This is a genomic window from Pseudomonas sp. FG1, assembly GCF_034313875.1.
GTDB lineage: Bacteria > Pseudomonadota > Gammaproteobacteria > Pseudomonadales > Pseudomonadaceae > Aquipseudomonas > Aquipseudomonas veronii.
Genome location: NZ_JAVIWP010000001.1, coordinates 2120928 through 2146904, shown reverse-complemented (window position 1 = coordinate 2146904; position 25977 = coordinate 2120928). Strand labels below are relative to the sequence as shown.

Here is a 25977-nt window from a genome sequence, read left to right as displayed (position 1 = left end):
TGCAAGGCGCGAGATTATCTTGCAAATGGGGGTCGTTGCGCCAGCGAACTCTGTCATAACGCTGTAAATGAGCACGCCACTGGGTTCAAACGCGCACAGCCCCTATAATCGGCGCACTTTGTTTGTGGAGCCTGTTATGCCGAATCTCCGTCTTGCCGACCTCACCGCCGAAATCGAAGCCAACGTGCGCCGCGCACTGCGCGAAGACATCGGCAGCGGCGACATCACCGCGCAATTGATCCCGGCCGAACGGCTGGCCAAGGCCACGATCATCACCCGCGATGCGGCCGTTATCGCTGGCACGGCCTGGGTGGACGCGGTGTTCCGCCAACTGGACCCGCGGGTCGCGGTGCATTGGCTGGTGGCCGACGGTGAACGCGTCAGCCCCAACCAGGCACTGTTCCACCTCGAAGGCCCGGCACGTTCGCTGCTCAGCGGCGAACGCAGCGCGCTGAATTTCCTGCAGATGCTCTCCGGCGTGGCCACACGCGCCCAGTACCTGGCGGATAGCGTCGCGAGCACCCAGGTCAAGTTGCTCGACACGCGCAAGACGCTGCCGGGCCTGCGTCTGGCGCAGAAATACGCCGTGACCTGTGGCGGTTGCCACAACCATCGCATCGGTTTGTATGACGCGTTCCTGATCAAGGAAAACCATATCGCCGCCTGTGGCGGTATCTCCCAGGCGATTTCGGCCGCGCACAAGATTGCCCCGGGCAAACCGGTGGAAGTCGAAGTGGAAAGCCTGGACGAATTGCGCGAAGCATTGGCGGCGGGCGCCGATATCATCATGCTCGACGAACTGAGCCTGGACGACATGCGTGAAGCCGTGCGCCTGAACGGCGGCAAAGCCAAGCTGGAAGCCAGCGGCGGGATCAACGAAAAAACCCTGCTGCCCATCGCTGAAACCGGGGTGGACTACATCTCCATCGGCGCGATGACCAAGGATGTGAAAGCGGTGGACCTGTCGATGCGCCTCAGTATCTGAAGCCCGTTGCAGGAGCCGGGTTGCCGGCTCCTGCAACAGCGGTTCAGACCACCAGGTTATTCATCTCGCAATACTCTTCCCATTCGACACCGAGCACTTCAGCCGCCTCTTGGTGCAAGGCCAGCCGTGCGGCTTCGAACTCGTCCGCTGACGAGGTGTACTTGAGGCTCAGCTCCCATGGCTGGAGGCCCTGGCTCTCGGCCTCGTCCTCAAATGCCCACTGGATCTGGTCGCGCTGATCGTCAGCGCTCAGGTCCTTGATCTCTTCTTTAAGCTGCGGCGATTCCCCGAGGTATTTGTCGAGGGCTGCTTGGTGCCGAACTTCCTGGGTCATTTCAGTCGTGGTCATGTTGTTCTCTTAGATCGAGGAATGGGGATGCATCTGGGTCATCAAGGTTGCGCAGATACAAAAGAGCGGGCACGAATGCCGACTCGCCTGGCCTTCAGAACCATTCTGGGATCATCTGAAAACGGTGTTGCTTTGGTGCCCGAGACAGGAATCGAACCTGCGACCTTCGCGTTACGAGTGCGCTGCTCTACCGGCTGAGCTACACGGGCGGTGGGCTAAAGCTAGCACCGCATCGGGCGTCCGGCAACTCACTGACGTCGCAGGGCAATCACCCCTTGGGCCCAGAAGCGCGGCTGCAGGTGTTGGTTGCCACCTTCAAGATAGCCTTGCTGGGCTTGCTCGATGTGCGGGGCATCACGCATCACGACCCACACCAGCAGGCCAACGGACAGCACCGCCGCCACCCGCCACCCTGCCCAGGCCCACGGCAGCGACGCGTCAGGAGCGGCGCGCCACACGTGCAGCGCCATCAACCAGCCCACCACCAGCGCCAACCAGACCTGCGAGTTGGGCATCACGATGACGCCGTCGACCATCGCTTGCGTGAGCGCGCCCAGCAATGCCGCAAACAGGCACCCGCGCAGCAAGTCCACGCGCGCTGTAGAACAAGCCCGCGCCCGCAACACGCGGAGGGTGGCCCAGCCACCGCGCCACGCCAAGGCAGCCACGCACAAGGCCGAGGGAACGCCCCACTCGCTGGCCCATTGCAGGATTGCCTGGTGCGGGTGCGCGGCGATCGGGTTGGCGATATCCGCGAAATGCATCGGCCCGAACCCCAGCCACGGACGCTCGGCGATCATGTGCCAGGCCTGCCACCAGATCGGGCCACGCCCCGACAGCGAAGTGGTGAGGCGATCGCTGACGCCACTGCCGACCTCGACACCCAGCGCACCCGTCAACAGCGTGAACAACGCCGTATACAGCAACAAACCGCCGCACACCGCAGCCAATTGCCAGGCCAACCAGCGTCGCCCCCACGGCCCGAGCAGCGCCAATGCCACCCCGGCCACCGCCATGCCGAGCCAGGTGCCGCGGGTGCCGCCGCTGATAGCGATCAACCACCACACACACAGCAACGCAAACACCGCGCCCCGCACGGAGCGGGAGACCTTGGGCATCAGCAAGGGCAGCGCCAGCAATGGCAGGGTGAAGGTCTGGAATTGACCGTAGAAGCGCTTGTTGGAAAACCCGGACAGCAACGCGTCCGGATCAAGAACCCGCGCGCCACTGGCGAAGGCGAGCGCGCCGGCATACAGGTATTGGATCGACTTGATCAGGCACAGCAGCACCACCATCAGGATCAGCACGCGGTCCAACGGCTCACCTGCATGTCGGCGCAGCAGGGCAACCGCGACGGCGATCGCCCCACAGCTGATGAACAGCGCGACCTCGGTGAAGGCCCAGAGCGGCTGATGGGCCAGTGCCGATGACACCAGGCCCAGCCCAACGATCAGCACCAGGCCCAGGGCCGTCGGCCGGTCCACCAGACGCTCGACGGGAACGACCGTCAGCCCATACACCACCGCGCCCAGGCCCATGGCCACCTGCATTGCGCGCTGCCAGTCATGCCCGCTGAACGGTGCGCAGATACCCAGCGCGAGCAAGCACGCTGCAATCACCAGGAACGTCTTGTCGCGCTGCTGCGGGGATAACGACATCGGCCACCTTTACGTCCGTGCGCAGGGTTTGGCAGTCATGCCCCGTCGGCGCCACACCCTTTGGCGGCGTACTTGGCCTCTGCCGTCGTGGCGCATTTCCAGCCGGCGGTGGCGCTGCGCGTCAGGGTAATGGTCTTGCCCAGTACCGGTGCCGGGGCATCGAGGATTTCGCAACTGATGGAACCGGCGCCGGTGGCGACATCCCCTGCCACATCGATCTTGCAATTGGCGGTCGGGCTGGTGCCACCGATCAATGCCACGGTTGGCACTGTGCCTTGGTTGAATACATCCTCGTAGCCGGCTTTCAACGCGGTGATTTCAGCCAGCCCGGCCGTGAACTTGGCCTTGGCCTGATGCGTGGTGTACATGGGCAAGCCAATGGTGGCTAAAATGCCGATGATTGCCACGACGATCAACAACTCGATCAAAGTAAAACCTTTCTGACGCATCACATTCCTCTCCAGAACAGAACCCATGACAAGGCGCGTCCTGCGCCCCGTATCGTGCAGCCGCGCCAGTGTACTCACCCGCGAGCGGCCAATCGCGTCCAAGACGCACAATCTGACATTTTATCGTTGAACGCCGAGCAATCCGAATCCGTCACCTGGCTACGCTATAAAGATTCGACGACCTGTGTGCGGAACAGAGACATGACCAACGCTGCCACGACATACGCCTGGGAGGGCATCAACCGCCAGGGACGCAGGGTGTCCGGGCAAACCGTCAGCCACGACCTCGCGCGGGTCAAGGCACAACTGCGCCAGCAAGGGATTTGCCCTGGCCGCGTGCGCAAACAATCCGCCGGCCTGCCAAGCCTCGCTGCGCCGATCAAACCGGCGGAAATTGCCCTGTTCACCCGCCAACTGGCGACACTGCTGAAGGCCGGCATTGCCTTGCTGCAAGCCTTCGACGTGATCAGCGAAGGCTTCGACAACCGCCACATGTACAGGCTGGTAAAAGGCCTGAAACAGGAGATCGGCGCCGGGAATACCCTGGCGTCGGCACTGCGCAAACAGCCGCGCTACTTCGATGACCTGTACTGCAACCTGGTGGCAGCGGGTGAGCAGGCCGGCGCCCTGGAAACCCTTCTGGAACGGGTGGCGGATCACCTGGAAAAGAGCGAACGGCTCAAGGCCCGGATCAAGAAGGCCATGACCTACCCCATCGCGGTCATCGTGGTCGCCAGCCTTGTCAGCAGTCTCTTGCTGATCCATGTGGTGCCGCAATTCCAGAACCTGTTCGCCAGCGTGGACAGCGAGTTGCCCGGTTTTACTCTGTACGTGATTGCCTTGTCCGAGTTCCTGCAACAAGCCTGGTGGATGCTGGCGCTCAGCCTGGGCGCGGGAGGTCTGGGGTTGCGCCGGGCCTATCGCGTATCGCCCGGTTTTCGTCATTGGCTGGATGCCGGTTTGTTGAAAGCGCCCCTGGCAGGCACACTGCTGAAAAAGTCGGCGGTCGCCCGCTACGCACGCACGCTTTCAACTACGTTCGCGGCCGGAGTGCCGTTGGTGCAGGCCCTGGATTCAGTGGCGGCCGCTGCCAGCAACCAGCTATTCAAACAGGCTATCGAACATATGCGTCACGATGTATCCACAGGCATGCCGTTGAATCGGGCCATGGCTACCAGCGGTCTGTTCCCTGGCATGGCGATCCAGATGACGGCGATTGGTGAAGAATCCGGCACCCTGGAGCACATGCTGGAAAAAGTCGCGAGCCACTATGAGTCGGACGTCGACACGCTGGTCGACCAACTCACCAGCCTGATGGAACCGCTGATCATGGTGGTGCTCGGCGGGATTGTCGGCGCTTTGGTAATCGCCCTGTACCTGCCGGTCTTCCAACTCGGTACGGCATTTTGAGCCTGCTGTTGAGCCAGCAGCCGTGGGCCTTTGTCGCCATGGCAATGGTGCTGGGCTTGATCGTGGGCAGTTTCCTCAACGTGCTGGTGTGGCGCCTGCCGAAAATGCTTGAACGGGAATGGCGCGCACAGGCCCATGAAGTGCTCGGTTTGCCCGGCGACCCCGTCGGGCCGAGATACAACCTGATGCAGCCCAATTCCTGCTGCCCACACTGCAATCAGCCGATTCGGCCGTGGGAAAACATCCCGCTGCTCAGCTACCTGATGCTCCGGGGCCGCTGTGCCCATTGCCGCGAAGCGATCAGTACGCGTTATCCCTTGACCGAACTGGCGTGCGGGTTGATCTCGGCCGTGGTGGCCTGGCATTTCGGCTTTGGCTGGCAAGCGGGCGCAGTGATGCTGTTGAGCTGGGGCTTGTTGGCGATGAGCCTGATCGACGTCGACCACCAACTGCTGCCCGATGTGCTGGTCCTGCCGCTGTTGTGGCTGGGGCTGATGCTTAACAGCGTCGAGCTGCTGGTGCCCCTGCCCGATGCACTGTGGGGTGCGGTGATCGGCTACATGAGCCTGTGGACGGTGTTCTGGCTGTTCAAGCTGGCCACCGGCAAGGACGGCATGGGCTACGGCGACTTCAAGTTGTTGGCGCTGCTCGGCGCCTGGGGTGGCTGGCAAATCCTGCCGATGACGCTGCTGATGTCATCGCTGGTGGGCGTGTGCGGCGGGCTGATCCTGCTGCGTCGGAGCAAGATCCAGGCGGCCACGCCGATGCCGTTTGGTCCCTATCTGGCAATTGCCGGCTGGATTGCCGTGCTCTGGGGTGGTCAAATAACCGACTTCTATTTGCAGTCTGTCGGTTTCAAATGACCACTCCTGTTGCAACACCCTGGATTCTTGGCCTTACGGGCGGCATCGGCAGCGGCAAGAGCGCCGCGGCCCAGCACTTCAGCGACCTCGGCGTAGACCTGGTAGACGCCGATCACGCCGCGCGCTGGGTGGTCGAACCCGGCCGGCCGGCGCTCGCCAGCATTGTCGAACACTTCGGTGCCGGCGTGCTGCAGCCCGACGGCCAGTTGGACCGCGCCGCATTGCGCAAGTTAATCTTTGAAGTGCCGCAAGAACGCCGCTGGCTGGAAGCCTTGCTGCACCCGTTGATTGGCGAAGAGATTCGCAACCACCTGGCGCGTGCGCGCTCGCCTTACGCGATCCTGGTGTCGCCGCTGCTGATCGAATCCGGCCAGCACAGCATGACCCAACGCATCCTGGTGATCGACGTGCCGCAATCCCTGCAGATTCAGCGTACCCTGCAGCGCGACGGCATCAGCGAACAACAGGTGCAGGCGATACTCAAGGCCCAGTCCAGCCGCGAAGACCGCCTGAGCCATGCCGATGACGTGCTGGTCAATGACCGCGACCTCGCCTGGTTGCACAGCGAGGTCGAACGACTGCACCACTTTTACCTTACTTTGCGTGGAGGCCGATCATGAGCCAACCCTTGACCGTCGAATGCCCAACCTGCGGCGCACCCGTGGAATGGAAAGCGACCAACCTCAACCGGCCGTTCTGCTCGGACCGTTGCAAGCTCATCGACCTGGGTGCCTGGGCCGCTGAGGAACATAAGATCCCCGTGGCGCCGGACGCCGAAGACGAGCTGTTTTCCGAAGACCTGCCACCGCGCCATTAAGGCCGCATAAAGGCATATTCCTGCTGGTCGTCGAGGTTCTCTGCCAGGTATTGCAACTCGTCGGCCAGGTCTTCGAAACTGCGCACGCCCTTGCTCTGCTGCACCACCGCGCTGAGCATCGCGCGCAAGGTCAAGCCTGGATCAAAGCCGATTTCTTGTGCCGCGTCCTGGCTTCTGCGCAACTCCTGACGTGCCCATTCATACACACTCATGATCCGTGCTCCCATCTTGCTCAGGAAAAGTTTCGCAAAGCATGGGCCCGCCACGCTGGGCGCGATTTGATCTGAGTCAAGTCTGCGAATTGTCGTCTTTCCAGGGCGCCGAGAGGTAACGCGTGCGGTTGAATGTCTCCAGCCATTCCGGGCAAAACACCACCAGGGCGCTGATGACCATGCCGTTGATGAAGGCCTCGGGGAAGATGATCAGCCACAGGTAACCGATAAAATCCTCCAGCCATTCCGGCATCGCGAAACGCCCGTCGAACCACAGCAACCCCAGCCCGGCCAACAGGCAGAGCAAGGCCGACAATGCAGCGGCGAAAAAGCCGGAACAGAAGATATAGACGAACGGGTTACGCGGTTGTGCCCGCTCGACAAGCACCGCGCAGGTTTCAGTGACCAGCACCGGCAGCACGATCAGCAGCAGGCCGTTGATGCCCACGGCGGCCAGGTCCTGGCGACCCAGCAACAGCAAGCCCAACTGCGCGGCGAAACCGCCGACGATTGCCAGCGGCCAGTCGAGCAACAGGGTCACGGCCGTCATGCCGATAAAGTGGTAGGAGACCCCGGTATCGAAGTCCCGTCTCACCAACCACAACATGAATAACGCGAACACCGTACCGAACAGCAAATGCTGGCGCCGCCGGTCAGCAAACAGCTCGACCCACGGCGAACGCACGATCGCCCACAACAGCACCGGCGCATACAACAGCCAGCCGATGCCGAGGGTTCCCGGCGCCAGCACCGCGGCACTGATCACGGTTTCACCTGCTCCAGAGCCTCGCGCAGTTCAGCCGCAGAGCCGTACTCGTGGCGCGCTGTCAGCTTGCCGTTATTCAGTTGCAGCCACAGCACCTTATCCACAGGCGCGGGATAACGCGGAGCGATGCGTGCGTCCCGGTCCAGCATGACCCGGTAGTTGTAGGACTGCATGGCCGGCACCGCGAACAGCTTGGCGACCAGCCGAGGCATGCGCTGGATATCCGCGACAAACACCCCATGCCGTGCTTCGAGATAGCCTTTGGGCTGGCCTTGCAGGGCCGCGTTCACCAGCTTGGCGGCATCCATGCTGCGGGCCACCAACAGGACCTGTGCCTGGTCATCCAGGGTGTAGGCCTGATCGAACTGATCCAGCAGAGTCCAGGGCGCCACGCGCTCACCCACTTCAACCGCCTGGGCCCACACGGGCAACAGGCTCAACAACAGCACGGCGAAAAACTTCACTGCACACCTCATGCTTGAGAGAAAACCGAGTCGACAGTTTACACCGGGCTTTCGCGTCGGGACTTCCTGAGGTCATCATTTGGGCGCTAAGCTGCACGCATGGATGACTCAGATTATTTGCGCCTGCTCACCGTGGCAGCCGAACAAGCCAATGCGTTCCTGTCCAATGCCCGTAAATGGGAGCGTGAGCGTTGGGTCTGCCAGCGCCTGCTGCAAGGCTTGAACGTGCCGTACCGCGCCGAAGAGTTTCATGCCGCCGGGCAAGAACCGCCGGACGTGCTGTTTCGTGACGCCAGTTTCGAAGTGTTTTTCGTGCTGGACGAAGGACGCCGTCTGAACGATGAATGGCGCGACGAATTGCTGCGTCGACGCAGTGCGTTTTCCCTCAGCCAGCTGGTCAGGCGCGAAGCCAAGCCGCGGCGGATTCCGGCCCATGAATTCCTGCTGCGCCTGGCGCCGACCCTGCGCAAAAAAGCGCACAACTACAAAGAACGCGGGATGGACCTGGGCGAGCTGGATATCGTCGCCTTCGCCAGCCTCAAGCGCGAGGTGCTGGACCTCAACAGTCATTTCCCGCCGCCCACCGAATACTTGCGCCAGGGCTGGCGCTCGCTGTCGCTGGTGGGGCCGACGTTTGCCCGGGTACTGTTCGCCCACCCGGACGCGCCGGATTTCTTGCGCAACAATCTGGGGCGCAGCATCGTGTTCGACGTGGGCATCAGCCTGTGACGCGAGCACAGGCTACGCTTATGGCGATACCGCCAACTCCCTGACCGTAACGTGGCACCCTTTTGCAACGTCTACCTGACGAGGCCTTATATGACCAGCCGCCTGAACCCCGACGACCAACAGCATGTCGAAGAGTACCTGCAACTCTCCCAGAACCGAGTCGAGCGCAAGCCTTTCCGGCCGTGGCTGCTCCTTGGTGTGGTGCTGGTGGTGGTGATCGGGCTCGGCCTGCTGAGCCGCCTTTTGAGTTACCTGACGCTATGAGCTGCCTGGCGCTCGCGGGGGTAACCGCTCCGATTTCTTTTAGCCTTGCGAGATATCCCCATGACCCATCGTATTATTATCGTCGGCGGCGGCGCCGGCGGCCTGGAGTTGGCTACCCGCCTGGGTAAGACTCTAGGCAAGCGCGGCACCGCCAGCATCACGCTGGTGGACACCAACCTGACCCATATCTGGAAACCGCTGCTGCACGAAGTGGCCGCCGGCTCGCTGAACTCTTCGGAAGACGAACTCAATTATGTCGCCCAGGCCAAATGGAACCACTTCGAGTTCCAGCTGGGGCGCATGAGCGGGCTCGACCGTGAACAGAAGAAAATCCAACTGGCCGCGACCCTCGACGAAGAAGGCCGCGAACTGGTGCCTGCGCGCGTACTGGGCTACGACAGCCTGGTGATCGCGGTCGGCAGTACCACCAACGACTTCGGCACCGAAGGCGCGGCGCAACACTGCCTGTTCCTCGACACGCGCAAACAGGCGGAGCGCTTCCATCAGCAGTTGCTCAACCACTACCTGCGCGCCCATGCCGGGCAAACCGACGTGGTGGAAAAGATCAGCGTGGCCATCGTCGGCGCTGGCGCCACCGGGGTTGAACTGGCGGCCGAACTGCATAACGCCGCCCATGAACTGGCAGCCTACGGCCTGGACCGGATCAAACCGGAAAACATGCACATCACCCTGATCGAAGCCGGCCCACGGGTCCTGCCTGCCCTGCCGGAGCGGATCGGCGGGCCGGTGCATAAAACCCTGGAGAAGCTCGGCGTGACGGTGCTGACCAACTCGGCGGTCAGCGAAGTGACGGCCGACGCGCTGATCACCAGCAGCGGCCAAGTGATTCCGGCCAGCCTGAAAGTGTGGGCCGCCGGCATCCGTGCGCCCGCCTTCCTCAAGGACATCGACGGCCTGGAAACCAACCGCATCAATCAACTGCAGGTGCTGCCGACACTGCAAACCACCCGCGATGAAAACATCTTCGCCTTCGGTGACTGCGCCGCCTGCCCGCAACCCGGCACCGACCGCAACGTACCGCCACGCGCCCAGGCCGCGCACCAGCAGGCTTCATTGCTGGCCAAATCGTTGAAGCTGCGGATCGAAGGCAAGGACCTGCCATCGTACAAGTACACCGACTACGGCTCGCTGATCTCGCTGTCGCGCTTCTCGGCGGTGGGTAACCTGATGGGCAACCTCACAGGCAGTGTGATGTTGGAAGGCTGGTTGGCGCGGATGTTCTATGTGTCGCTGTACCGCATGCACCAGATGGCGCTGTATGGCGTCTTCCGCACGGCGATGCTGATGCTGGGCAGCCGGATTGGGCGCGGAACTGAGCCACGTCTCAAACTTCACTAAACACGCGATCAATGTGGGAGGGGGCTTGCTCCCTCCCACATTGGTGTTGTGGTGGATTTGGGATAATTTCAGGCAAAAAAAATCCCCGTATCTTTCGATACGAGGATTTTTAATATGGTCGGGGTAAGGGGATTCGAACTCCTGACATCCTGCTCCCAAAGCAGGCGCGCTACCGGACTGCGCTATACCCCGGTAAAACAAAGGCGACCTCTCAGCCGCCTTCTTCGATCAGGGCTTTTGACCTCTGATCTTAAGATCTGATTCCAGCGTTAACTGGTCTCAAAAATGGTGGGTCGTGTGGGATTCGAACCTACGACCAATTGGTTAAAAGCCAACTGCTCTACCAACTGAGCTAACGACCCAAAAAATGGTCGGGGTAAGGGGATTCGAACTCCTGACATCCTGCTCCCAAAGCAGGCGCGCTACCGGACTGCGCTATACCCCGGTTTTGAAATTGGCTCCGTGACCAGGACTCGAACCTGGGACCCAATGATTAACAGTCATTTGCTCTACCGACTGAGCTATCACGGAACTACACATTTCAAATGTACAACTTTTACTGCTGTGTAACCTTCTCTTCGATGCGTCCGTATCGCTACGTTCGCGTCTCTGAGGCGCGCTATTCTACAATCTTAAAAACCCCTGTCAACCCTTTAAATTGCTTTTAAGACAATGATTTGCGCTTCTTTCTGATTTCTTCTTGGGGAGAAGAAACCCGTGGGCTGACGTTGCTGCGGGGCGCACTTTACAAGCCTTTGCCTTACAGTTCAACGCCCTATCGAAAAAAAAGGCCTCGCAACGCGAGGCCTTCTCTTTATAGCCCGACCGACCGAACTCAGTGGAATACGATTTCGTCGTTTTCCACCGTGGCCTTGACGCTGGTGCCCGGCATAAAGCTGCCCGACAGAATCAACTGGGCCAGCGGGTTTTCGATCCAGCGCTGGATCGCACGCTTCAACGGCCGTGCGCCATACACCGGGTCGTAACCGACCGCGATCAGCTTGTCCAACGCCTCGGGGCTCAGCTCCAGCGCCAGCTCGCGCTCAGCCAGACGGCTGCGCAGGCGGCCCAACTGGATCTCGGTGATGCCCGCGATCTGATCCCGTGCCAAAGGCTCGAAGATCACCACTTCATCGACCCGGTTGATGAATTCCGGGCGGAAGTGCGTGGTCAGCGCATCCATCACAGCTGCGCGCTGGGCTTCACGATCGCCCACCAGTTCCTGGATCTGCACCGACCCCAGGTTGGAGGTCATCACGATCACCGTGTTGCGGAAATCCACAGTACGCCCGTGGCTGTCCGTCAGCCGGCCATCTTCCAGCACCTGCAGCAAGATGTTGAACACGTCCGGGTGGGCCTTCTCGACCTCATCCAGCAGGATCACCGAGTAAGGCTTGCGCCGTACCGCTTCGGTCAGGTAACCGCCTTCCTCGTAGCCTACGTAGCCCGGTGGCGCCCCGATCAGGCGAGCCACGGAATGTTTCTCCATGAACTCGGACATATCGATCCGCACCATGGCTTCTTCGGTGTCGAAGAGGAACTCGGCCAAGGCCTTGCACAACTCGGTCTTACCCACACCGGTCGGGCCGAGGAACATGAACGAGCCACTTGGACGATTCGGGTCGGACAACCCGGCACGGGAACGCCGTACCGCGTTGGACACCGCCACCACCGCCTCTTCCTGGCCGATGACGCGCTGGTGCAACAGGCTTTCCATCTTCATCAGCTTGTCGCGTTCGCCTTCGAGCATTTTCGACACGGGGATACCGGTCCACTTCGAGACAACTTCGGCAATTTCTTCCTCGGTCACCTTGCTGCGCAGCAATTGGTTCTCGCTGTGACCATGCTGGTCGACCATCTGCAGGCTGCGTTCCAGGTCCGGGATCACCCCGTACTGCAACTCGGCCATGCGGTTCAGGTCGCCCTTACGGCGTGCGGTTTCCAGCTCCTGGCGCGACTGCTCGATCTTTTGCTGGATCTGTGCCGAACCCTGTACTTCAGCTTTTTCCGCGTTCCAGATTTCCTCGAGGTCCGAGTACTCGCGTTCCAGGCGGAGGATTTCTTCCTGGAGTTTTTCCAGGCGTTTTTTCGCCGCTTCGTCCTCTTCTTTTTTCAGTGCCTGGGATTCGACTTTCAGTTGAATCAGGCGCCGATCCAGACGGTCGAGCACTTCCGGCTTGGAGTCGATCTCCATACGGATACGGCTGGCCGCTTCGTCGATCAGGTCGATGGCCTTGTCGGGCAACTGCCGGTCGGTGATATAGCGATGGCTCAACTTCGCCGCCGCAATGATCGCGCCGTCAGTGATCGCCACTTTGTGGTGGACCTCATAGCGTTCTTTCAGGCCCCGCAGGATCGCGATGGTGTCTTCTTCGCTCGGTTCTTCCACCAGCACTTTCTGGAAACGCCGCTCAAGGGCCGCATCCTTCTCGATGTACTGGCGGTATTCGTTGAGCGTGGTGGCACCCACGCAGTGCAACTCGCCCCGCGCCAAGGCAGGCTTGAGCATGTTGCCGGCGTCCATCGAGCCTTCGCCTTTACCGGCGCCGACCATGGTGTGCAGCTCGTCGATAAACAGAATGATCTGCCCTTCCTGCTTCGACAGCTCGTTAAGCAGGGATTTGAGACGCTCTTCGAACTCGCCGCGGAATTTCGCGCCGGCGATCAGCGACCCCATGTCCAGGGACAGCAGGCGCTTGCCCTTGAGGCCGTCCGGCACTTCACCGTTGATGATGCGCTGGGCCAGGCCCTCGGCAATCGCGGTTTTACCCACGCCAGGCTCACCGATCAGCACCGGGTTGTTCTTGGTACGGCGCTGCAGGACCTGGATGGTGCGACGAATCTCGTCGTCACGGCCGATCACCGGGTCCAGCTTGCCTTCTTCGGCGCGCTTGGTCAGGTCGACAGTGTATTTATCCAGGGCCTGGCGTGACTCCTCGTGGTTGGGGTCGTTCACCGCTTCGCCGCCACGCAGGTTGTTGATGGCGTTTTCCAGGGCTTTTTTGCTGACGCCCTGGCCCAGCAACAATTTGCCGAGCTTGCTGTTTTCGTCCATGGCGGCGAGCAGCACCAGCTCGCTGGAGATGAACTGGTCGCCCTTCTGCTGAGCCAGGCGGTCCGCTTGATTGAGCAGGCGCGCCAAATCCTGGGACATATTCACGTCGCCGGTAGGATTCTGGATTTTCGGCAGTTGGTCGAGCTCTTTGCTCAACTCCTTGCGCAGGCTGTTGACGTCGAAGCCTACCTGCATCAGCAAGGGCTTGATAGAACCACCTTGCTGCTCCAGGAGCGCCTGCATCAAGTGCGCAGGCTCAATGGCCGGGTGGTCGAGGCCGACCGCCAGGGATTGGGAGTCGGATAAGGCCAATTGCAATTTACTGGTTAAACGATCAATACGCATTAGTCACCTTCCTTTTGAGCAGGCCGGAGCTACAAACACATCCTGAATGAAGAAACCTGCCAGATAGCCCTATAGATGTGGTCGATTCTGGGAGATTCAAGCGTCGGACAGTTGACGTAGATCAGAAGAGTCTAGCGCTCCAGCCAAATAAGGGAGGCGAACCGACCCGTGCGTGGACTGCGGCGGAAAGAAAAGAAGCGCGGATCGTTCACGGTGCAGAACCCGCCACCGTAAACGGCAGTGATACCGCGGGCAGCCAGGCGCAAACGGGCCAACTGGTAGATATCGGCCATGAACTTGCCGGGGTTGCGGCTGGGCACAAAGGCCTGGGCGGTGCCCGGCAGTTGCTGCACGAACGCTTCCCGCACTTCCGGGCCGACTTCGAAGGCTTGCGGGCCAATGGCCGGGCCCAGCCAGACCAATATGTCGGCAGGCTCGGCTTGCAGGCTTTCGGCGGTGGCCTCCAGCATGCCCGCGGCCAAGCCACGCCAACCCGCGTGAGCGGCGGCGACGCGTGTGCCGGCGCGGTTGCAGAACAACGCAGGCAGGCAATCGGCGGTCATGGAGGTGCAGGCGATGCCCGGCGTGCTGGTCCAACTGCCGTCGGCTTCGGCAATGCGCTCGGGGTCGGCCTCGACCACGTTCACGCCGTGGACCTGGCGGAGCCAGGCCGGCCGGACATGAAAGACTTCGGTGAGGCGACGGCGATTTTCAAGCACAGCCTCGGGGCTGTCCTCGACGTGATCGCCCAGGTTGAGGCTGTCGAACGGCGCCAGGCTGACGCCGCCCGCACGGGTGGTGACGCAGGCCTTGACCTGAGCCGGCGCGGGCCAGTCAGGAATCAGCCAGTCACTCATCCGATAAATGCCTCGCGATCCTGCCTGAGCAGCGACAGCAACCAGACCAGATCGTCCGGCAGAGGCGATTCCCAGCTCATCCGCTTACCGCTCGTCGGATGATCCAGCTCCAGGAACCGCGCATGCAGCGCCTGACGCGGGAAGGACTTCAGCGATTCAACCATGGTGACACTGGCCGCCGGTGGAATACGGAAGCGACCGCCGTAGGCCGGATCTCCGACCAACGGGAAGTTGATGTGCGCCATGTGTACACGAATCTGGTGAGTACGGCCGGTTTCCAGCTTGACCCGCACATGGGTGTGGGACCGGAAACGCTCCAGCACACGGTAGTGGCTGACGGCCTGCTTGCCGCCTTCCATCACCGCCATACGCTGGCGCTGCTGGCCGTGACGACCGATAGGCGCATTGATCTTGCCACCCGCCACCACGACGCCAATCACGATGCACTCGTAGATCCGGCTGACGCTGCGGCTCTGCAACTGTGTAACCAGCTGCGTCTGGGCCTGAATGGTCTTGGCCACCACCATCAAGCCGGTCGTGTCCTTGTCCAGGCGGTGTACGATGCCGCAGCGCGGGACATTGATGATGTCCGGCACATGGTGCAACAGAGCATTGAGCAAGGTGCCATCAGCGTGCCCGGCCGCCGGGTGAACCACCAGGCCTGCGGGTTTATTGATGACCAGGATGTCGTCGTCTTCATAGACGATGTCCAGCTCGATGTCCTGGGCGATCCATTCTCCCTGGGCTTCCTGCTCGGCAGTCAGCTCAAGAATCGCACCGCCATGGACTATGTCTCGCGGGCGGATAACCGCTCCATCCACAGTCAGGCGGCCGTCTTTGATCCAGGCGGAAAGGCGCGAGCGCGAGTGCTCAGCGAATAATTGTGCGGCGACTTGATCGAGGCGTTGGCCGCCCAATTCGGACGGCACCTCTGCGCGAAGTTCAATTTTATCGGACATGCTCAGACTAGGCGTGGCACAGCCTTTGGTTTCGGCTGCGCGCTTGTGGTTAAATACGGCGTCTTTTGCCCCGATGCTTTCAACGGGGCGCTCATCATAACAGGACGGCCCCGCCCAAGACAGCGGCCGTCATAGGGACGCAAGCCGCCATGCAAGTGAAACACCTGCTGCTGATCGCCATCCTCGCCATGACTGCTGCTTGCTCGTCAACAAAGGAAGTCGTCGACGAAAACCTGAGCGAAGTCGAGCTGTATCAACAAGCTCAAAAAGACTTGGACAATAATAGCTACACCAGTGCCACAGCCAAGCTGAAGGCCCTGGAGTCGCGCTATCCGTTCGGGCGCTACGCCGACCAGGCCCAGCTCGAGCTGATCTACGCCAACTACAAGAACGCCGAGCCGGAAGCCGCCAAGTCCGCCGCCGAGCGTTTTATCCGCCTGCACCCGCAACACCCGAACGTCGACTACGCCTACTACCTCAAGGGCCTGACCTCGTTCGACCAGGACGTTGGCCTGCTGGCGCGCTTCCTGCCGCTGGACATGACCAAGCGTGACCCGGGCGCTGCCCGCGACTCCTACAACGAGTTCGCCCAGCTGACCAGCCGCTATCCCAACAGCCGCTACGCGCCGGACGCCAAGCAGCGCATGATCTACCTGCGCAACCTGCTGGCCTCCTACGAAATCCACGTGGCCCACTACTACCTGACCCGTCAGGCTTACGTGGCAGCCGCCAACCGTGGTCGCTATGTCGTGGAGAACTTCCAGGAAACCCCTTCCGTGGGTGACGGCCTGGCGGTGATGACCGAGGCCTACCAGCGCCTGCACCTGGACGCCCTGGCGGCCACCAGCCTGGAAACCCTGAAGCTCAACTACCCGGATCACCCAAGCCTGAAAGACGGCCAGTTCGTGCCTCAGGTTGCCGAAGCGGACAACCGTTCGTGGCTGAGCAAGTACACCCTGGGTCTGATCGAGTCGCGTCCACCGCTGCCGCCGGGTGAAACCCGCGCCAACCAGGACGTGATGAAACAGTTCCAGGACGCCAAGGAAGCCATCCCTGCGGACCTCAAGCCCCATGATGAAAATGGCGATGTGATCGAAGAACAAGCGCCGCAAGCCCTGGGCAACAACCAGGACCGCTCGTGGTTCAGCTACATGACCTTCGGTGTGTTCGACTGATCATCCGACGCAACATAAAAAGGGAGCCCTCGGGGCTCCCTTTTTTATGCGCAAGCATTATTGCGCTGTGCGCCTGCCACGTCCTTGGCTAAACTGGCGCATTCCTTGTCGAGAAACTGCCCATCATGGTTCGTCTACTGTTCTGGATTGCCGTCATTGCTGCCGCGGTATGGTTCTGGCGCAAATTCAAAAACCCGGCCGTCAAACAACAACGCTCCGGCGAACCCGACGCAACGCCAATGGTGCGCTGCGCTCACTGCGGCGTGCATCTGCCGCAGGACCGAGCACTGAGCTCACGGCAAGAATGGTATTGCACCCAGGCGCATCTGGAGCAAGGGCCGAAAGCTATCCAACGTTGATCCGACCTGCGGGCGCGTAGGGCGCCGGGTCGATGATCGGCGTGTGCCCCAGCAACAAATCGGCGAATAACTGGCACGACGCCGGCGCCAGCACGAGGCCGTTGCGGTAATGCCCGCAATTGAGCCACAGCCCGTTGAAACCGGGGACCGGACCGATGTAGGGAATACCTTCCGGCGAGCCTGGCCGCAGGCCCGCCCAATGGCCCACCACCTCGGCATCCGCCAGGGCGGGAATCAACTCCACGGCCGAAGCCTTCAGGCTCTCCAGCGCCGATCCGGTCGGCGTCTTGTCGAACCCTTCATGTTCCAGGGTACTGCCAATCAGAATGTGCCCGTCACGCCGCGGGATCGCATAACGCCCGTTGGCCAGGACCATGCTCGACAGAAAGTCCGAGGCGCATTTGTACAAAATCATCTGGCCTTTGACCGGCTCAACCGGCAGCGACAGGCCCAGCTTGTCCAGCAACTGCCCACTCCAGGCCCCCGCCGCAAGCACGACCTGATCACCGAGCACCGGCCCGGCAGGCGTATTCACGCCGACGACGTTGTCGCCGTCCAACACAAACCCGTCAACTTCGCACTGTTCATGAATCGTCACGCCTGGCAGCGCCAGCAGCGCCGCCTTGAGCGATTTGATCAGGCGCGGGTTGCGCACATTCGCCACATTCGCCATGTAGATCGCCTGGGAGTAACCACCGCCCAACACCGGAACCGCATCATGGGCGACCGACACATCCACCTTGCTCAATGGTCGTCCTTCGCGCGCGGCCCAGGCCAATGCGTCGGCTTCATCCTCCAGGTCCAGCCAGTAGAGCCCGGTGGTGTGGACCTCCGGATCAACGCCGGTATCGGCAAACAAGCGCTCGGCCAGTTGTGGATAAAAGTCCTGGGACCAATGAGCCAAAGCCGTGACTGCCGGGCTGTAGCGCCACGGGTACAGTGGCGAGACAATGCCGCCGCCTGCCCACGAGGACTCCTGCCCGAGCCCCGAGCGTTCCAGCAGTACGACTGCCAGGCCCTGGGTCGCCAGGTTGAACGCCGTCAACAAGCCGATTACTCCGCCACCGACCACCACCACTCGCTGTTGCTTAGCCATCATTTGATCCAGCCGATAAAAAGGGAAAAGCGCACTCGGCGCCCACTCATGGAGTACACCCATCACTGCCCCCAGCATGTCTTGCGCGACATGCCTGGGGCCGCTCCGGGGTTGGTCCGCGCACCGCTACTGGTCAGGCTGAATGCCCCGCAAGCGTCGCCTGCCATGACAGAGTCGACGCCTGGTGTGGCCAGCAGGCTGAAATCCTGAGGGTTCAGCGCAGCCGTGATTCTATAGCGATCATTGCCGACGCTGACGCCGCTTGCATCAATAAAACTGCCATTGCTCGTGTAATACCGCTCCAGAGACTGAGCTTGCTCGGTCAACAGCACGACAATTTCCGCGCGATAGGCCTTGTTCACATGGCCGACATACGCCGGATAAACGACACCGGCCAGCACCGCGACGATCGCCACGGCAGTCAGTAATTCAATCAACGTAAAACCCTGGCTATCCATGCCCATTGCGCCGCTCCTCAGTAAAGTTGTCGCCACATCACTCGCTGAAACCGCGAGCGCCCTCCCTCATCCACCCGCGCATACATGGCCTCCAGCACCGTGCGCGATTGGCCACGGAGCCCCACCGCCGTAACCCGATAGAGCATTGCCGGCATCTGCGCAGGCAAATGAGCCAGCCCCACGACAGGCCCGAGTGCTTGAACCGCGTAAAGACCGCCGTCCATGGCGGCCCAGTTCACCCTCGAAACGGGATCGGTTCCGGGAGCTATCACCGAGGACGACTCGCGCGGCGGCGCACAGGTGATGATCGACGCGCACACAGGCCACGCGGCGCCTGCCCGCCGCACGGCCGCCTCCCCCAGCCTCAGGCCACTTTCGGCACTTTGCAGCGACTGGTTGCGATGCCAGACACTGCCAACGACCTTCTGCTGGGACACCGCACCCTGCATCGAAGACAACGCGATCAGCGATAACAGCAACAGGAACACCAGGCTGATCAGCAGCACCATGCCCGCCTGCCGTCGTTCAACAACACGAAACCCTGCCATGGTCGCCCTACCCCAGCCGGTTGCGCAGCGCTGCAACCACGCTCCAGGTTTGCGCCTTCACCAACCCGTCCGGGTCTTGCAGCGTCAAACGGATGCGTACACTGCGTATCAGCGAATTGTCAGCCGGGCCGGGGTCATAACCCACCACCGGCGTCGAGTCAGGCTTGGCTGCCACGCCGAAACTGATCTCGAACGCCTGCACGTTGTCCACCAGCACCGCCCTGGCCGGGGCTGACGGGGTACTGACTTTCAGCTGGCCAGCCTCGAAGGTGTAGGTGAGCTGGCGTATCGCAAAGCGTATCTGCCCCGGCACGGCGGGTGGTGGCGTGCCGGCATAAGCGTGGGCAGAGCCGGAGCAGTCGGACAATACGGTCCAATCCGGCGTGCCGCCGTCCTCGCCGACCTCAGCGCTGACCAGCGTCAGCGACCTTGCGTCACCCGTGGCACTCCAGCTGATTGGTCGATCAAAAGCCAACGGCGCACCTTCGATCGATGCCGTAGCCAGGCAACCGAACATGCCCGCCAGGCGAATGTCCTGAATCAGCTTGCCGAGCGCAAACCGCGCATCATCCTGCAGCAGCATGGCGGCCTGCTGGCTGGCATCGGTGGTTCGAGCGCTGATGGCGATTTGGCTGAACCCAAGGCTCAGCACCAACCCGAGCGTCAACGCCAGCAGCAGCTCCAACACACTGAAACCCCGCACCCGCCGATTCATTGCGACACCTGCGATTCATCGGCGATGCGGCTGGTGAGTGTGAGCGTTTCCCTCGCCCCGGCTTTTTTTGCCCCCCTGGCATCATCCCAACTGATGCTCACGGTCACCTCATCGGCACGAACGAGCACCGAGCCACTGCCGCTGTCGCCGGCGAAACCGATGATATTGGCCTCGAAATCGTGCAGGTCGAGGTCGCGCACGCTGCCCGTCGACGTGAACAGTGGCGCGCGCTCGGTTCGCACCCACGAATAGTCGGCGCCAGCATTGGCGCGAATGCGGTCCAGCATGTCGTAGGCGATGAAGCTGGCCTGGCTGGTCATCCGCGTACTGTCGGTGTACTTGAGCGCATTGAGCTGGACCACCGCAGCGCCCAGCAGGCCGATCACCAGAATCAGCACCGCCACCACCACCTCGATCAGGGTCATGCCGGTTTGGTGGCGGGAAGTCACCGGTCGAAACAAAGCAGTCGAGCAAGCAAGCATTACCGTCGTCATCCCTGTCAAAGGCCGGAAAAAGCAGGAAAAACCTGCTGTGCGGCCCAAGACTAGCGGCGGTTTTCGGCCTGTGCCGCTCCCGGAACAAAGGGAAATACTTTGGACATAAAGGCCAGCATTCAACGCCACGACCGGAGCGCTATACCTAGGCATGCCACCTGAATATGCATCGCGTCCACGGAGGGACCGCACATGACACAACGAGGCTTCACCCTGATCGAACTACTGCTCGGGCTGATCCTGAGCGGCATCCTCGCGCAGCTGGCGGTCCCCAGTTTCAAGGGGCTGCTGGAATCCCAGCAGCGACACAGTGCGGCCCAGTCTCTGGTTGGCGGCTTGCGCTATGCGCGCAGCGAAGCCATCGCACGCAACCGGGCGGTAGTCATTCATGCCTTGGACGACGATTGGAGCCGGGGCTGGCGGGTGATCGTGGACCTGAACGGGCGCGGCCATCTGGACGACGATAATCCCGTATTGCTGGAGCATCAGGACAATGGGCGCGTACCGATCGTGGGCAATGGCCCGGTCAGGAGCCAGGTACGCTTCAGCGGGCTGGGCGAGCCGGTCTTTTCCGGCGGGGGCTTTCGTGCCGGCACCGTGCATGTATGCGCCACGGATCAGGCACAAAGCCTGTTTCAAGTGGTGCTGGCCCCCAGCGGACGCATCAGCCTGCGCCGGGATAAAACCGAGCAGGCATTATGCCGGGGCTCGCTCAACACCCTGGGACTCAGAGCAGCGAACGCACCCGCAGCTCCTTGGGCATGGAGAAAGTGATGTTCTCCTCACGACCGGCCAACTCATCGGCACCGGTGGCGCCCCAGGCCTGCAACTGCTGGATCACACCGCGTACCAGCACTTCCGGCGCCGAGGCACCCGCAGTGATGCCGATGCGCTCGACGCCGTCGAACCAACTGCGCTGCATGTCCTCGGCGCCGTCGATCAGGTACGCCGGCGTGGCCATGCGTTCAGCCAGTTCACGCAGGCGGTTGGAGTTGGAGCTGTTAGGGCTGCCGACAACCAGCACCACATCACATTCATCGGCCAGTTGCTTGACTGCGTCCTGGCGGTTTTGCGTGGCGTAGCAGATGTCGTCCTTGCGTGGGCCGCCAATTGCCGGGAAACGTGTGCGCAGGGCATCGATCACTCGGCTGGTGTCGTCCATCGACAACGTGGTCTGGGTGACGAAGGCCAAACGCTCAGGGTTGCGTACCTGCAGGTTGGCGACGTCTTTTTCGTCTTCCACCAGGTAGATCGCGCCACCGTTGCTGCCATCGTACTGGCCCATGGTGCCTTCGACTTCCGGGTGGCCGGCGTGGCCGATCAGGATGCATTCACGGCCATCGCGGCTGTAGCGCGCGACTTCGATATGCACCTTGGTAACCAATGGGCAGGTAGCATCGAACACTTTCAGGCCGCGGCCTGCCGCTTCGGTCCGCACCGCCTGGGATACGCCGTGGGCGCTGAAGATAACGATAACGTCGTCCGGCACCTGGTCGAGTTCTTCGACAAAGATGGCGCCGCGAGCGCGCAAGTCTTCGACTACGAATTTGTTGTGGACGACTTCATGGCGCACATAAATCGGCGGCCCGAAGACTTCCAGGGCACGGTTGACGATTTCGATCGCGCGGTCCACGCCGGCGCAGAAGCCACGGGGGTTGGCGAGTTTGATTTGCATGCTGTGCCTCGTGTCTTTGTGGGAGCTGGCTTGCCTGCGATGCGGTCGACTCGGTGTACCTGATACACCGAGTCGACCGCATCGCAGGCAAGCCAGCTCCCACACAAGCCAGCGCCCGCAGGAGCCGGTTCTGTCAGTTAGAGCGCTTTAACGTCGAAGATTTCTACGTCAAACGTCAAGGTTTTACCGGCCAACGGATGGTTGAAGTCGATGGTCACTTGCGCGTCATCGAAGGCTTTGACCACACCCGGCAGCTCGGTGTTCGCTGCATCGTTGAAGATCACCAGCAGGCCTTCCGACAGCTCCATGTCCTGGAACTGCGAACGCGGGATGATCTGTACGTTTTGCGGGTTGGGCTGGCCAAAGGCGTTTTCCGGCAGGATCTGCAGGGTGCGCTTGTCGCCGGCCTTGAAGCCGAACAAGGCCGCTTCAAAACCCGGCAGCAGGTTGCCATCGCCCACCTTGAAGGTCGCGGGGGATTTGTCGAACGTGCTGTCGACCGTGTCGCCATTCTCCAGGCGCAATGCGAAATGCAAGGTGACTTCCGTGTTCTGGCCGATGCGTTGTTCAGCCAATACCTGATCAGTCATGAACGGTCTCTCCGGTTTTCTTACTTTTGAACATATCGAGTGCCAGCATGATTGCACCGACGGTGATGGCGCTGTCGGCAAAATTGAACGCGGGGAAGTACCAGCGGTTCTGCCAATGCACCAGAATGAAGTCGATCACATGGCCCAGGGCGATGCGGTCGTACAGGTTGCCCAGCGCGCCACCCAGCACCAGCGCCAGGGCGATGGCCAGCCAGGTGTCATCGCGCCCCAGGCGCTTGAGCCAGACCACCAGCACCGCACTGACCACCACGGCGATCAGGGCGAACAACCAGCGTTGCCAGCCGCCGCCATCGGCCAGGAAGCTGAACGCCGCGCCGGTGTTATAGGCCAGCGTCCAGCTGAAGTAATCCGGGATCACCACGATCTGCTGGAACATCTCCAGGGAGCCCTCGAAGTGAGCCTTGCTGACCTGGTCGATGACCAGGACCAGCACGCTCAATACGAGCCAGCCAAGACGTCCGAAACGACTGGCGTTAGGCATAGTGACGAACCTCGCCGGCACCGCTGATGTTGTCGACGCAACGACCGCAGATTTCCGGATGCTCAGGGTTCACGCCGACATCTTCACGGCAGTGCCAGCAACGGGCGCACTTGGGGAAGGCCGACTTGACGACTTTGAGCTTCAGGCCAGGCACTTCGGTGGCCACGGCGTCCGCCGGGGCCTGGGCGAATGGCGCCAGGCTCGCAGTGGAGGTGATCAGCACGAAGCGCAGTTCGTTGCTCAGCTTGGCCAGGTCGGCGCTCAGGCCTTCCTCGGCAAACAGAGTGACTTCGGCTTGCAGGTTGCCACCGACGGCCTTGGCCGCGCGCTGCACTTCCAGCTCCTTGTTCACGGCCACTTTCACCGCCATCACGCCGTCCCAGTACTCGCGGCCCAGTTCGAAGTCGGCCGGCAGTTCGGTCAGGCCTTCGTACCAAGTGTTGAGCATCACCGATTCGTTGCGCTCGCCCGGCAGGTATTCCCACAGTTCGTCGGCGGTGAAGGCCAGGATCGGTGCGATCCAGCGCACCAGCGCTTCGGAGATGTGGTACAGCGCGGTCTGCGCCGAGCGGCGCGCCTTGCTGTTGGCGCCGGTGGTGTACTGGCGGTCCTTGATGATGTCGAGGTAGAAACCGCCCAACTCCTGCACGCAGAAGTTGTGAATCTTCGAATAGACGTTCCAGAAGCGGTATTCACCGTAGTGCTCCTGCAACTCGCGTTGCAGCAACAGGGTACGGTCCACGGCCCAACGGTCCAGGGCGAGCATGTCCTCGGCCGGCAGGATGTCGGTGGCCGGGTTGAAACCGGTCAGGTTCGACAGCATGAAGCGTGCGGTATTACGGATACGACGGTAGGCATCGGCGCTGCGCTGCAGGATCTGCTCCGACACGGCCATCTCGCCCGAATAATCGGTCGAGGCAACCCACAGGCGCATGATATCGGCGCCCAGGGTGTCGTTGACCTTTTGCGGCGCGATCACGTTGCCCAGGGACTTGGACATCTTGCGACCGTTTTCGTCGACGGTGAAACCGTGGGTCAGCAGTTCGCGGTACGGTGCGTGGTCGTCGATGGCGCAACCGGTCAGCAGCGACGAGTGGAACCAGCCACGGTGCTGGTCCGAACCTTCCAGGTACAGGTCGGCGCGCGGGCCGGCCGCATGCCCCATCGGGTGCGAACCGCGCAGCACGTGCCAATGGGTGGTGCCGGAGTCGAACCACACGTCGAGGGTGTCTCTGATCTTGTCGTACAGCGGCGCTTCGTCGCCCAACAGCTCGGCGGCGTCCAGCTTGAACCAGGCTTCGATGCCTTCCTGCTCAACGCGCTGGGCCACGACTTCCATCAGCTCGACGGTACGCGGGTGCAGCTCGCCGCTTTCCTTGTTGAGGAAGAACGGGATCGGCACGCCCCAGTTGCGCTGGCGGGAGATGCACCAGTCCGGACGGTTGGCGATCATCGAGTGCAGGCGCGCCTGACCCCAGGCCGGGACGAACTTGGTGTCTTCGATGGCTTTGATCGCGCGGTTGCGCAAGGTGTCGCCGCTGGCCGGTTCTTTATCCATGCCGATGAACCACTGCGCGGTGGCGCGGTAGATCAGCGGGGTCTTGTGGCGCCAGCAGTGCATGTAGCTGTGCTTGATGGTCTCGGTGTGCAGCAGCGCGCCGACTTCCGACAGCTTGTCGATGATCGGCTGGTTGGCCTTGAAGATGAACTGGCCACCGAAGAATTCCAGGGACGGCGCATAAACACCGTTGCTCTGCACCGGGTTCAAGATGTCGTCGTTGACCATGCCGTAGGCCTTGCAGGTCACGAAGTCGTCTACGCCGTAAGCAGGCGCGGAGTGAACGATGCCGGTGCCGGCGCCCAGTTCAACGTAGTCAGCCAGGTACACCGGCGACAGGCGGTCGTAGAACGGGTGACGGAAGTTGATCAGTTCCAGCGCAGAACCGGTGGTGGTGGCGATCACCGAACCTTCCAGCGCGTAACGCGCCAGGCAGGCTTCGACCATCTCTTCGGCCAGCACCAGCAGGCGATCACCGACATCCACCAGGGCGTAGGTGAATTCCGGGTGGACGTTCAGCGCCTGGTTGGCGGGGATGGTCCACGGGGTGGTGGTCCAGATCACGATGGCGGCTGGCTTGGCCAGGCTTGCCAGGCCAAAGGCCGCTGCCAGCTTGGCGTCGTCGGCAATCGGGAAGGCCACGTCGATGGTCGAGGACTTCTTGTCTTCGTACTCGACTTCCGCTTCAGCCAGGGCCGAACCGCAGTCGAAGCACCAGTTCACGGGCTTGAGGCCCTTGAACACGAAACCGCCCTTGACGATTTCGGCCAAGGCGCGGATTTCACCGGCCTCGTTCTTGAAGTCCATGGTCTTGTAGGGATTGGCCCAGTCGCCCAGGACACCCAGGCGGATGAACTCGGACTTCTGCCCTTCGATCTGCTCGGTGGCGTAGGCACGGCACAGTTCGCGGGTTTTATCGGCGCCCAGGTTCTTGCCGTGGGTCACTTCGACTTTGTGTTCGATCGGCAGGCCGTGGCAATCCCAACCCGGGACATACGGCGCGTCGAAGCCCGAAAGGGTCTTCGAGCGGACGATCATGTCCTTGAGAATCTTGTTCAGCGCATGACCGATGTGAATCGTGCCGTTGGCATAAGGAGGGCCGTCGTGCAGGACGAATTTCGGACGATCCTTGCCAATTTCGCGCAACTTTCCGTACAGGCCAATACTGTCCCAGCGCTGCAGGATCTGCGGTTCGCGCTGTGGCAGGCCGGCCTTCATTGGGAAGGCGGTGTCCGGAAGGTTTAGCGTGGCTTTATAGTCGGTCAT

29 protein-coding genes and 5 tRNA genes are annotated in these 25977 nt (G+C 61.6%); 11 read left to right on the top strand and 23 right to left on the bottom strand.

The annotated features are described in order from the left end of the window. The first annotated feature begins 136 nt into the window (after window positions 1–136). Window positions 137–985: a carboxylating nicotinate-nucleotide diphosphorylase gene (gene nadC, locus RGV59_RS09925; RefSeq protein ID WP_017845465.1), complete on the top strand. Its 849-nt coding sequence runs from the start codon at window positions 137–139 to the stop codon at window positions 983–985. Between the two features lie 43 nt (window positions 986–1028). Here the strand turns inward: nadC and RGV59_RS09920 are convergent, their stop codons facing one another. The 4 genes from RGV59_RS09920 to RGV59_RS09905 all read right to left on the bottom strand — a co-directional run bounded on the left by RGV59_RS09920 (window position 1029) and on the right by RGV59_RS09905 (window position 3441). Then, a complete protein-coding gene (locus RGV59_RS09920) occupies window positions 1029–1334 on the bottom strand; it encodes a DUF6388 family protein (protein WP_017845466.1) in 306 nt (101 codons plus the stop codon). 133 nt (window positions 1335–1467) lie between these two features. Next, window positions 1468–1543 (bottom strand) — tRNA-Thr (locus RGV59_RS09915). A 39-nt stretch (window positions 1544–1582) separates the two neighbouring features. Continuing rightward, window positions 1583–2992, bottom strand: coding sequence for an O-antigen ligase family protein (locus RGV59_RS09910; protein ID WP_126585811.1), 1410 nt, complete (start codon window positions 2990–2992; stop codon window positions 1583–1585). 35 nt (window positions 2993–3027) lie between these two features. Beyond that, window positions 3028–3441, bottom strand: coding sequence for a pilin (locus RGV59_RS09905; protein WP_017845468.1), 414 nt, complete (start codon window positions 3439–3441; stop codon window positions 3028–3030). Between the two features lie 201 nt (window positions 3442–3642). On the opposite strand from RGV59_RS09905, the gene RGV59_RS09900 reads away from it, so the two are divergent. The 4 genes from RGV59_RS09900 to yacG are packed head-to-tail and all read left to right on the top strand — an operon-like array spanning window position 3643 to window position 6531. Further along, entirely contained in the window at window positions 3643–4851 is a 1209-nt protein-coding gene (locus tag RGV59_RS09900) for a type II secretion system F family protein (RefSeq protein WP_126585812.1), read from the top strand. Beyond that, the gene (locus tag RGV59_RS09895; RefSeq protein WP_017845470.1) at window positions 4848–5714 is read left to right on the top strand and encodes a prepilin peptidase; all 867 of its coding nucleotides are present in this window, start codon (window positions 4848–4850) and stop codon (window positions 5712–5714) included. The genes RGV59_RS09900 and RGV59_RS09895 overlap by 4 nt, the downstream gene beginning before the upstream one ends. Continuing rightward, window positions 5711–6334, top strand: a complete 624-nt coding sequence (gene coaE / locus RGV59_RS09890; RefSeq protein WP_017845471.1) for a dephospho-CoA kinase — start codon at window positions 5711–5713, stop codon at window positions 6332–6334. Before RGV59_RS09895 ends, coaE begins: the two co-directional genes overlap by 4 nt. Then, the gene (gene yacG, locus RGV59_RS09885; protein ID WP_017845472.1) at window positions 6331–6531 is read left to right on the top strand and encodes a DNA gyrase inhibitor YacG; all 201 of its coding nucleotides are present in this window, start codon (window positions 6331–6333) and stop codon (window positions 6529–6531) included. Before coaE ends, yacG begins: the two co-directional genes overlap by 4 nt. On the opposite strand, the gene RGV59_RS09880 is transcribed toward yacG, so the two are convergent. The 3 genes from RGV59_RS09880 to RGV59_RS09870 all read right to left on the bottom strand — a co-directional run bounded on the left by RGV59_RS09880 (window position 6528) and on the right by RGV59_RS09870 (window position 7973). Further along, window positions 6528–6743: a hypothetical protein gene (locus tag RGV59_RS09880; protein WP_003171680.1), complete on the bottom strand. Its 216-nt coding sequence runs from the start codon at window positions 6741–6743 to the stop codon at window positions 6528–6530. The genes yacG and RGV59_RS09880 overlap by 4 nt on opposite strands. A gap of 76 nt (window positions 6744–6819) precedes the next feature. Then, window positions 6820–7509: an energy-coupling factor ABC transporter permease gene (locus tag RGV59_RS09875; protein WP_126585813.1), complete on the bottom strand. Its 690-nt coding sequence runs from the start codon at window positions 7507–7509 to the stop codon at window positions 6820–6822. Next, window positions 7506–7973, bottom strand: coding sequence for an FAD/FMN-containing dehydrogenase (locus RGV59_RS09870; protein ID WP_126585814.1), 468 nt, complete (start codon window positions 7971–7973; stop codon window positions 7506–7508). The genes RGV59_RS09875 and RGV59_RS09870 overlap by 4 nt, the downstream gene beginning before the upstream one ends. A gap of 99 nt (window positions 7974–8072) precedes the next feature. Here RGV59_RS09870 and RGV59_RS09865 point away from each other — a divergent pair, with 99 nt between their 5' ends. From RGV59_RS09865 to RGV59_RS09855, 3 genes are all read left to right on the top strand, one after another. After that, a complete protein-coding gene (locus tag RGV59_RS09865; RefSeq protein ID WP_017845475.1) occupies window positions 8073–8702 on the top strand; it encodes a DUF1780 domain-containing protein in 630 nt (209 codons plus the stop codon). 90 nt (window positions 8703–8792) lie between these two features. Then, window positions 8793–8966, top strand: coding sequence for a DUF3094 family protein (locus tag RGV59_RS09860; protein ID WP_016976295.1), 174 nt, complete (start codon window positions 8793–8795; stop codon window positions 8964–8966). Between the two features lie 60 nt (window positions 8967–9026). Further along, entirely contained in the window at window positions 9027–10325 is a 1299-nt protein-coding gene (locus RGV59_RS09855) for an NAD(P)/FAD-dependent oxidoreductase (RefSeq protein WP_017845476.1), read from the top strand. A 115-nt stretch (window positions 10326–10440) separates the two neighbouring features. On the opposite strand, the gene RGV59_RS09850 is transcribed toward RGV59_RS09855, so the two are convergent. The 7 genes from RGV59_RS09850 to rluD all read right to left on the bottom strand — a co-directional run bounded on the left by RGV59_RS09850 (window position 10441) and on the right by rluD (window position 15541). After that, window positions 10441–10517, bottom strand: a tRNA-Pro gene (locus tag RGV59_RS09850). A gap of 94 nt (window positions 10518–10611) precedes the next feature. Continuing rightward, window positions 10612–10687, bottom strand: a tRNA-Lys gene (locus tag RGV59_RS09845). A gap of 6 nt (window positions 10688–10693) precedes the next feature. After that, window positions 10694–10770: transfer RNA gene (locus RGV59_RS09840), tRNA-Pro, on the bottom strand. 10 nt (window positions 10771–10780) lie between these two features. Continuing rightward, window positions 10781–10856 (bottom strand) — tRNA-Asn (locus RGV59_RS09835). A 304-nt stretch (window positions 10857–11160) separates the two neighbouring features. Continuing rightward, on the bottom strand, window positions 11161–13725 hold the full coding sequence (gene clpB, locus RGV59_RS09830; protein ID WP_017845477.1) for an ATP-dependent chaperone ClpB: 2565 nt from the start codon (window positions 13723–13725) through the stop codon (window positions 11161–11163). A 131-nt stretch (window positions 13726–13856) separates the two neighbouring features. Continuing rightward, window positions 13857–14582, bottom strand: coding sequence for a peptidoglycan editing factor PgeF (pgeF, locus tag RGV59_RS09825; RefSeq protein WP_126585815.1), 726 nt, complete (start codon window positions 14580–14582; stop codon window positions 13857–13859). Next, window positions 14579–15541 (bottom strand): 23S rRNA pseudouridine(1911/1915/1917) synthase RluD, encoded by a 963-nt coding sequence (gene rluD / locus RGV59_RS09820; protein WP_017845479.1) that lies wholly within the window; start codon window positions 15539–15541, stop codon window positions 14579–14581. The genes pgeF and rluD overlap by 4 nt, the downstream gene beginning before the upstream one ends. A 149-nt stretch (window positions 15542–15690) precedes the next feature. On the opposite strand from rluD, the gene RGV59_RS09815 reads away from it, so the two are divergent. Then, window positions 15691–16716, top strand: a complete 1026-nt coding sequence (locus tag RGV59_RS09815) for an outer membrane protein assembly factor BamD (RefSeq protein WP_017845480.1) — start codon at window positions 15691–15693, stop codon at window positions 16714–16716. 125 nt (window positions 16717–16841) lie between these two features. After that, a complete protein-coding gene (locus RGV59_RS09810) occupies window positions 16842–17075 on the top strand; it encodes a PP0621 family protein (protein ID WP_026139830.1) in 234 nt (77 codons plus the stop codon). On the opposite strand, the gene thiO is transcribed toward RGV59_RS09810, so the two are convergent. The 5 genes from thiO to pilV form a co-directional block, all read right to left on the bottom strand. Beyond that, a complete protein-coding gene (thiO, locus tag RGV59_RS09805) occupies window positions 17062–18171 on the bottom strand; it encodes a glycine oxidase ThiO (protein WP_017845481.1) in 1110 nt (369 codons plus the stop codon). The genes RGV59_RS09810 and thiO overlap by 14 nt on opposite strands. A gap of 62 nt (window positions 18172–18233) precedes the next feature. Beyond that, complete coding sequence (locus tag RGV59_RS09800; protein WP_017845482.1) at window positions 18234–18635, bottom strand: type IV pilin protein; 402 nt, start codon at window positions 18633–18635, stop codon at window positions 18234–18236. Between the two features lie 11 nt (window positions 18636–18646). Then, window positions 18647–19138, bottom strand: a complete 492-nt coding sequence (locus tag RGV59_RS09795) for a pilus assembly PilX family protein (RefSeq protein ID WP_233098929.1) — start codon at window positions 19136–19138, stop codon at window positions 18647–18649. Window positions 19139–19184: 46 nt separating this feature from the next. After that, window positions 19185–19892, bottom strand: coding sequence for a PilW family protein (locus tag RGV59_RS09790; protein ID WP_104903962.1), 708 nt, complete (start codon window positions 19890–19892; stop codon window positions 19185–19187). Further along, window positions 19889–20374 carry a type IV pilus modification protein PilV gene (gene pilV / locus RGV59_RS09785; protein WP_032804232.1) on the bottom strand — a complete coding sequence of 162 codons (486 nt, stop codon included), beginning with the start codon at window positions 20372–20374 and terminating at the stop codon, window positions 19889–19891. Before pilV ends, RGV59_RS09790 begins: the two co-directional genes overlap by 4 nt. A gap of 204 nt (window positions 20375–20578) precedes the next feature. On the opposite strand from pilV, the gene RGV59_RS09780 reads away from it, so the two are divergent. Then, the gene (locus RGV59_RS09780; protein ID WP_126585816.1) at window positions 20579–21160 is read left to right on the top strand and encodes a GspH/FimT family pseudopilin; all 582 of its coding nucleotides are present in this window, start codon (window positions 20579–20581) and stop codon (window positions 21158–21160) included. On the opposite strand, the gene ispH is transcribed toward RGV59_RS09780, so the two are convergent. The 4 genes from ispH to ileS form a co-directional block, all read right to left on the bottom strand. Beyond that, complete coding sequence (ispH, locus tag RGV59_RS09775; protein ID WP_017845487.1) at window positions 21114–22061, bottom strand: 4-hydroxy-3-methylbut-2-enyl diphosphate reductase; 948 nt, start codon at window positions 22059–22061, stop codon at window positions 21114–21116. The genes RGV59_RS09780 and ispH overlap by 47 nt on opposite strands. Before the next feature lie 137 nt (window positions 22062–22198). Beyond that, window positions 22199–22636, bottom strand: a complete 438-nt coding sequence (gene fkpB / locus RGV59_RS09770) for an FKBP-type peptidyl-prolyl cis-trans isomerase (protein ID WP_169850802.1) — start codon at window positions 22634–22636, stop codon at window positions 22199–22201. Between the two features lie 7 nt (window positions 22637–22643). Continuing rightward, window positions 22644–23153 (bottom strand): signal peptidase II, encoded by a 510-nt coding sequence (lspA, locus tag RGV59_RS09765; RefSeq protein WP_017845489.1) that lies wholly within the window; start codon window positions 23151–23153, stop codon window positions 22644–22646. After that, entirely contained in the window at window positions 23146–25977 is a 2832-nt protein-coding gene (ileS, locus tag RGV59_RS09760) for an isoleucine--tRNA ligase (protein WP_322246939.1), read from the bottom strand. The genes lspA and ileS overlap by 8 nt, the downstream gene beginning before the upstream one ends.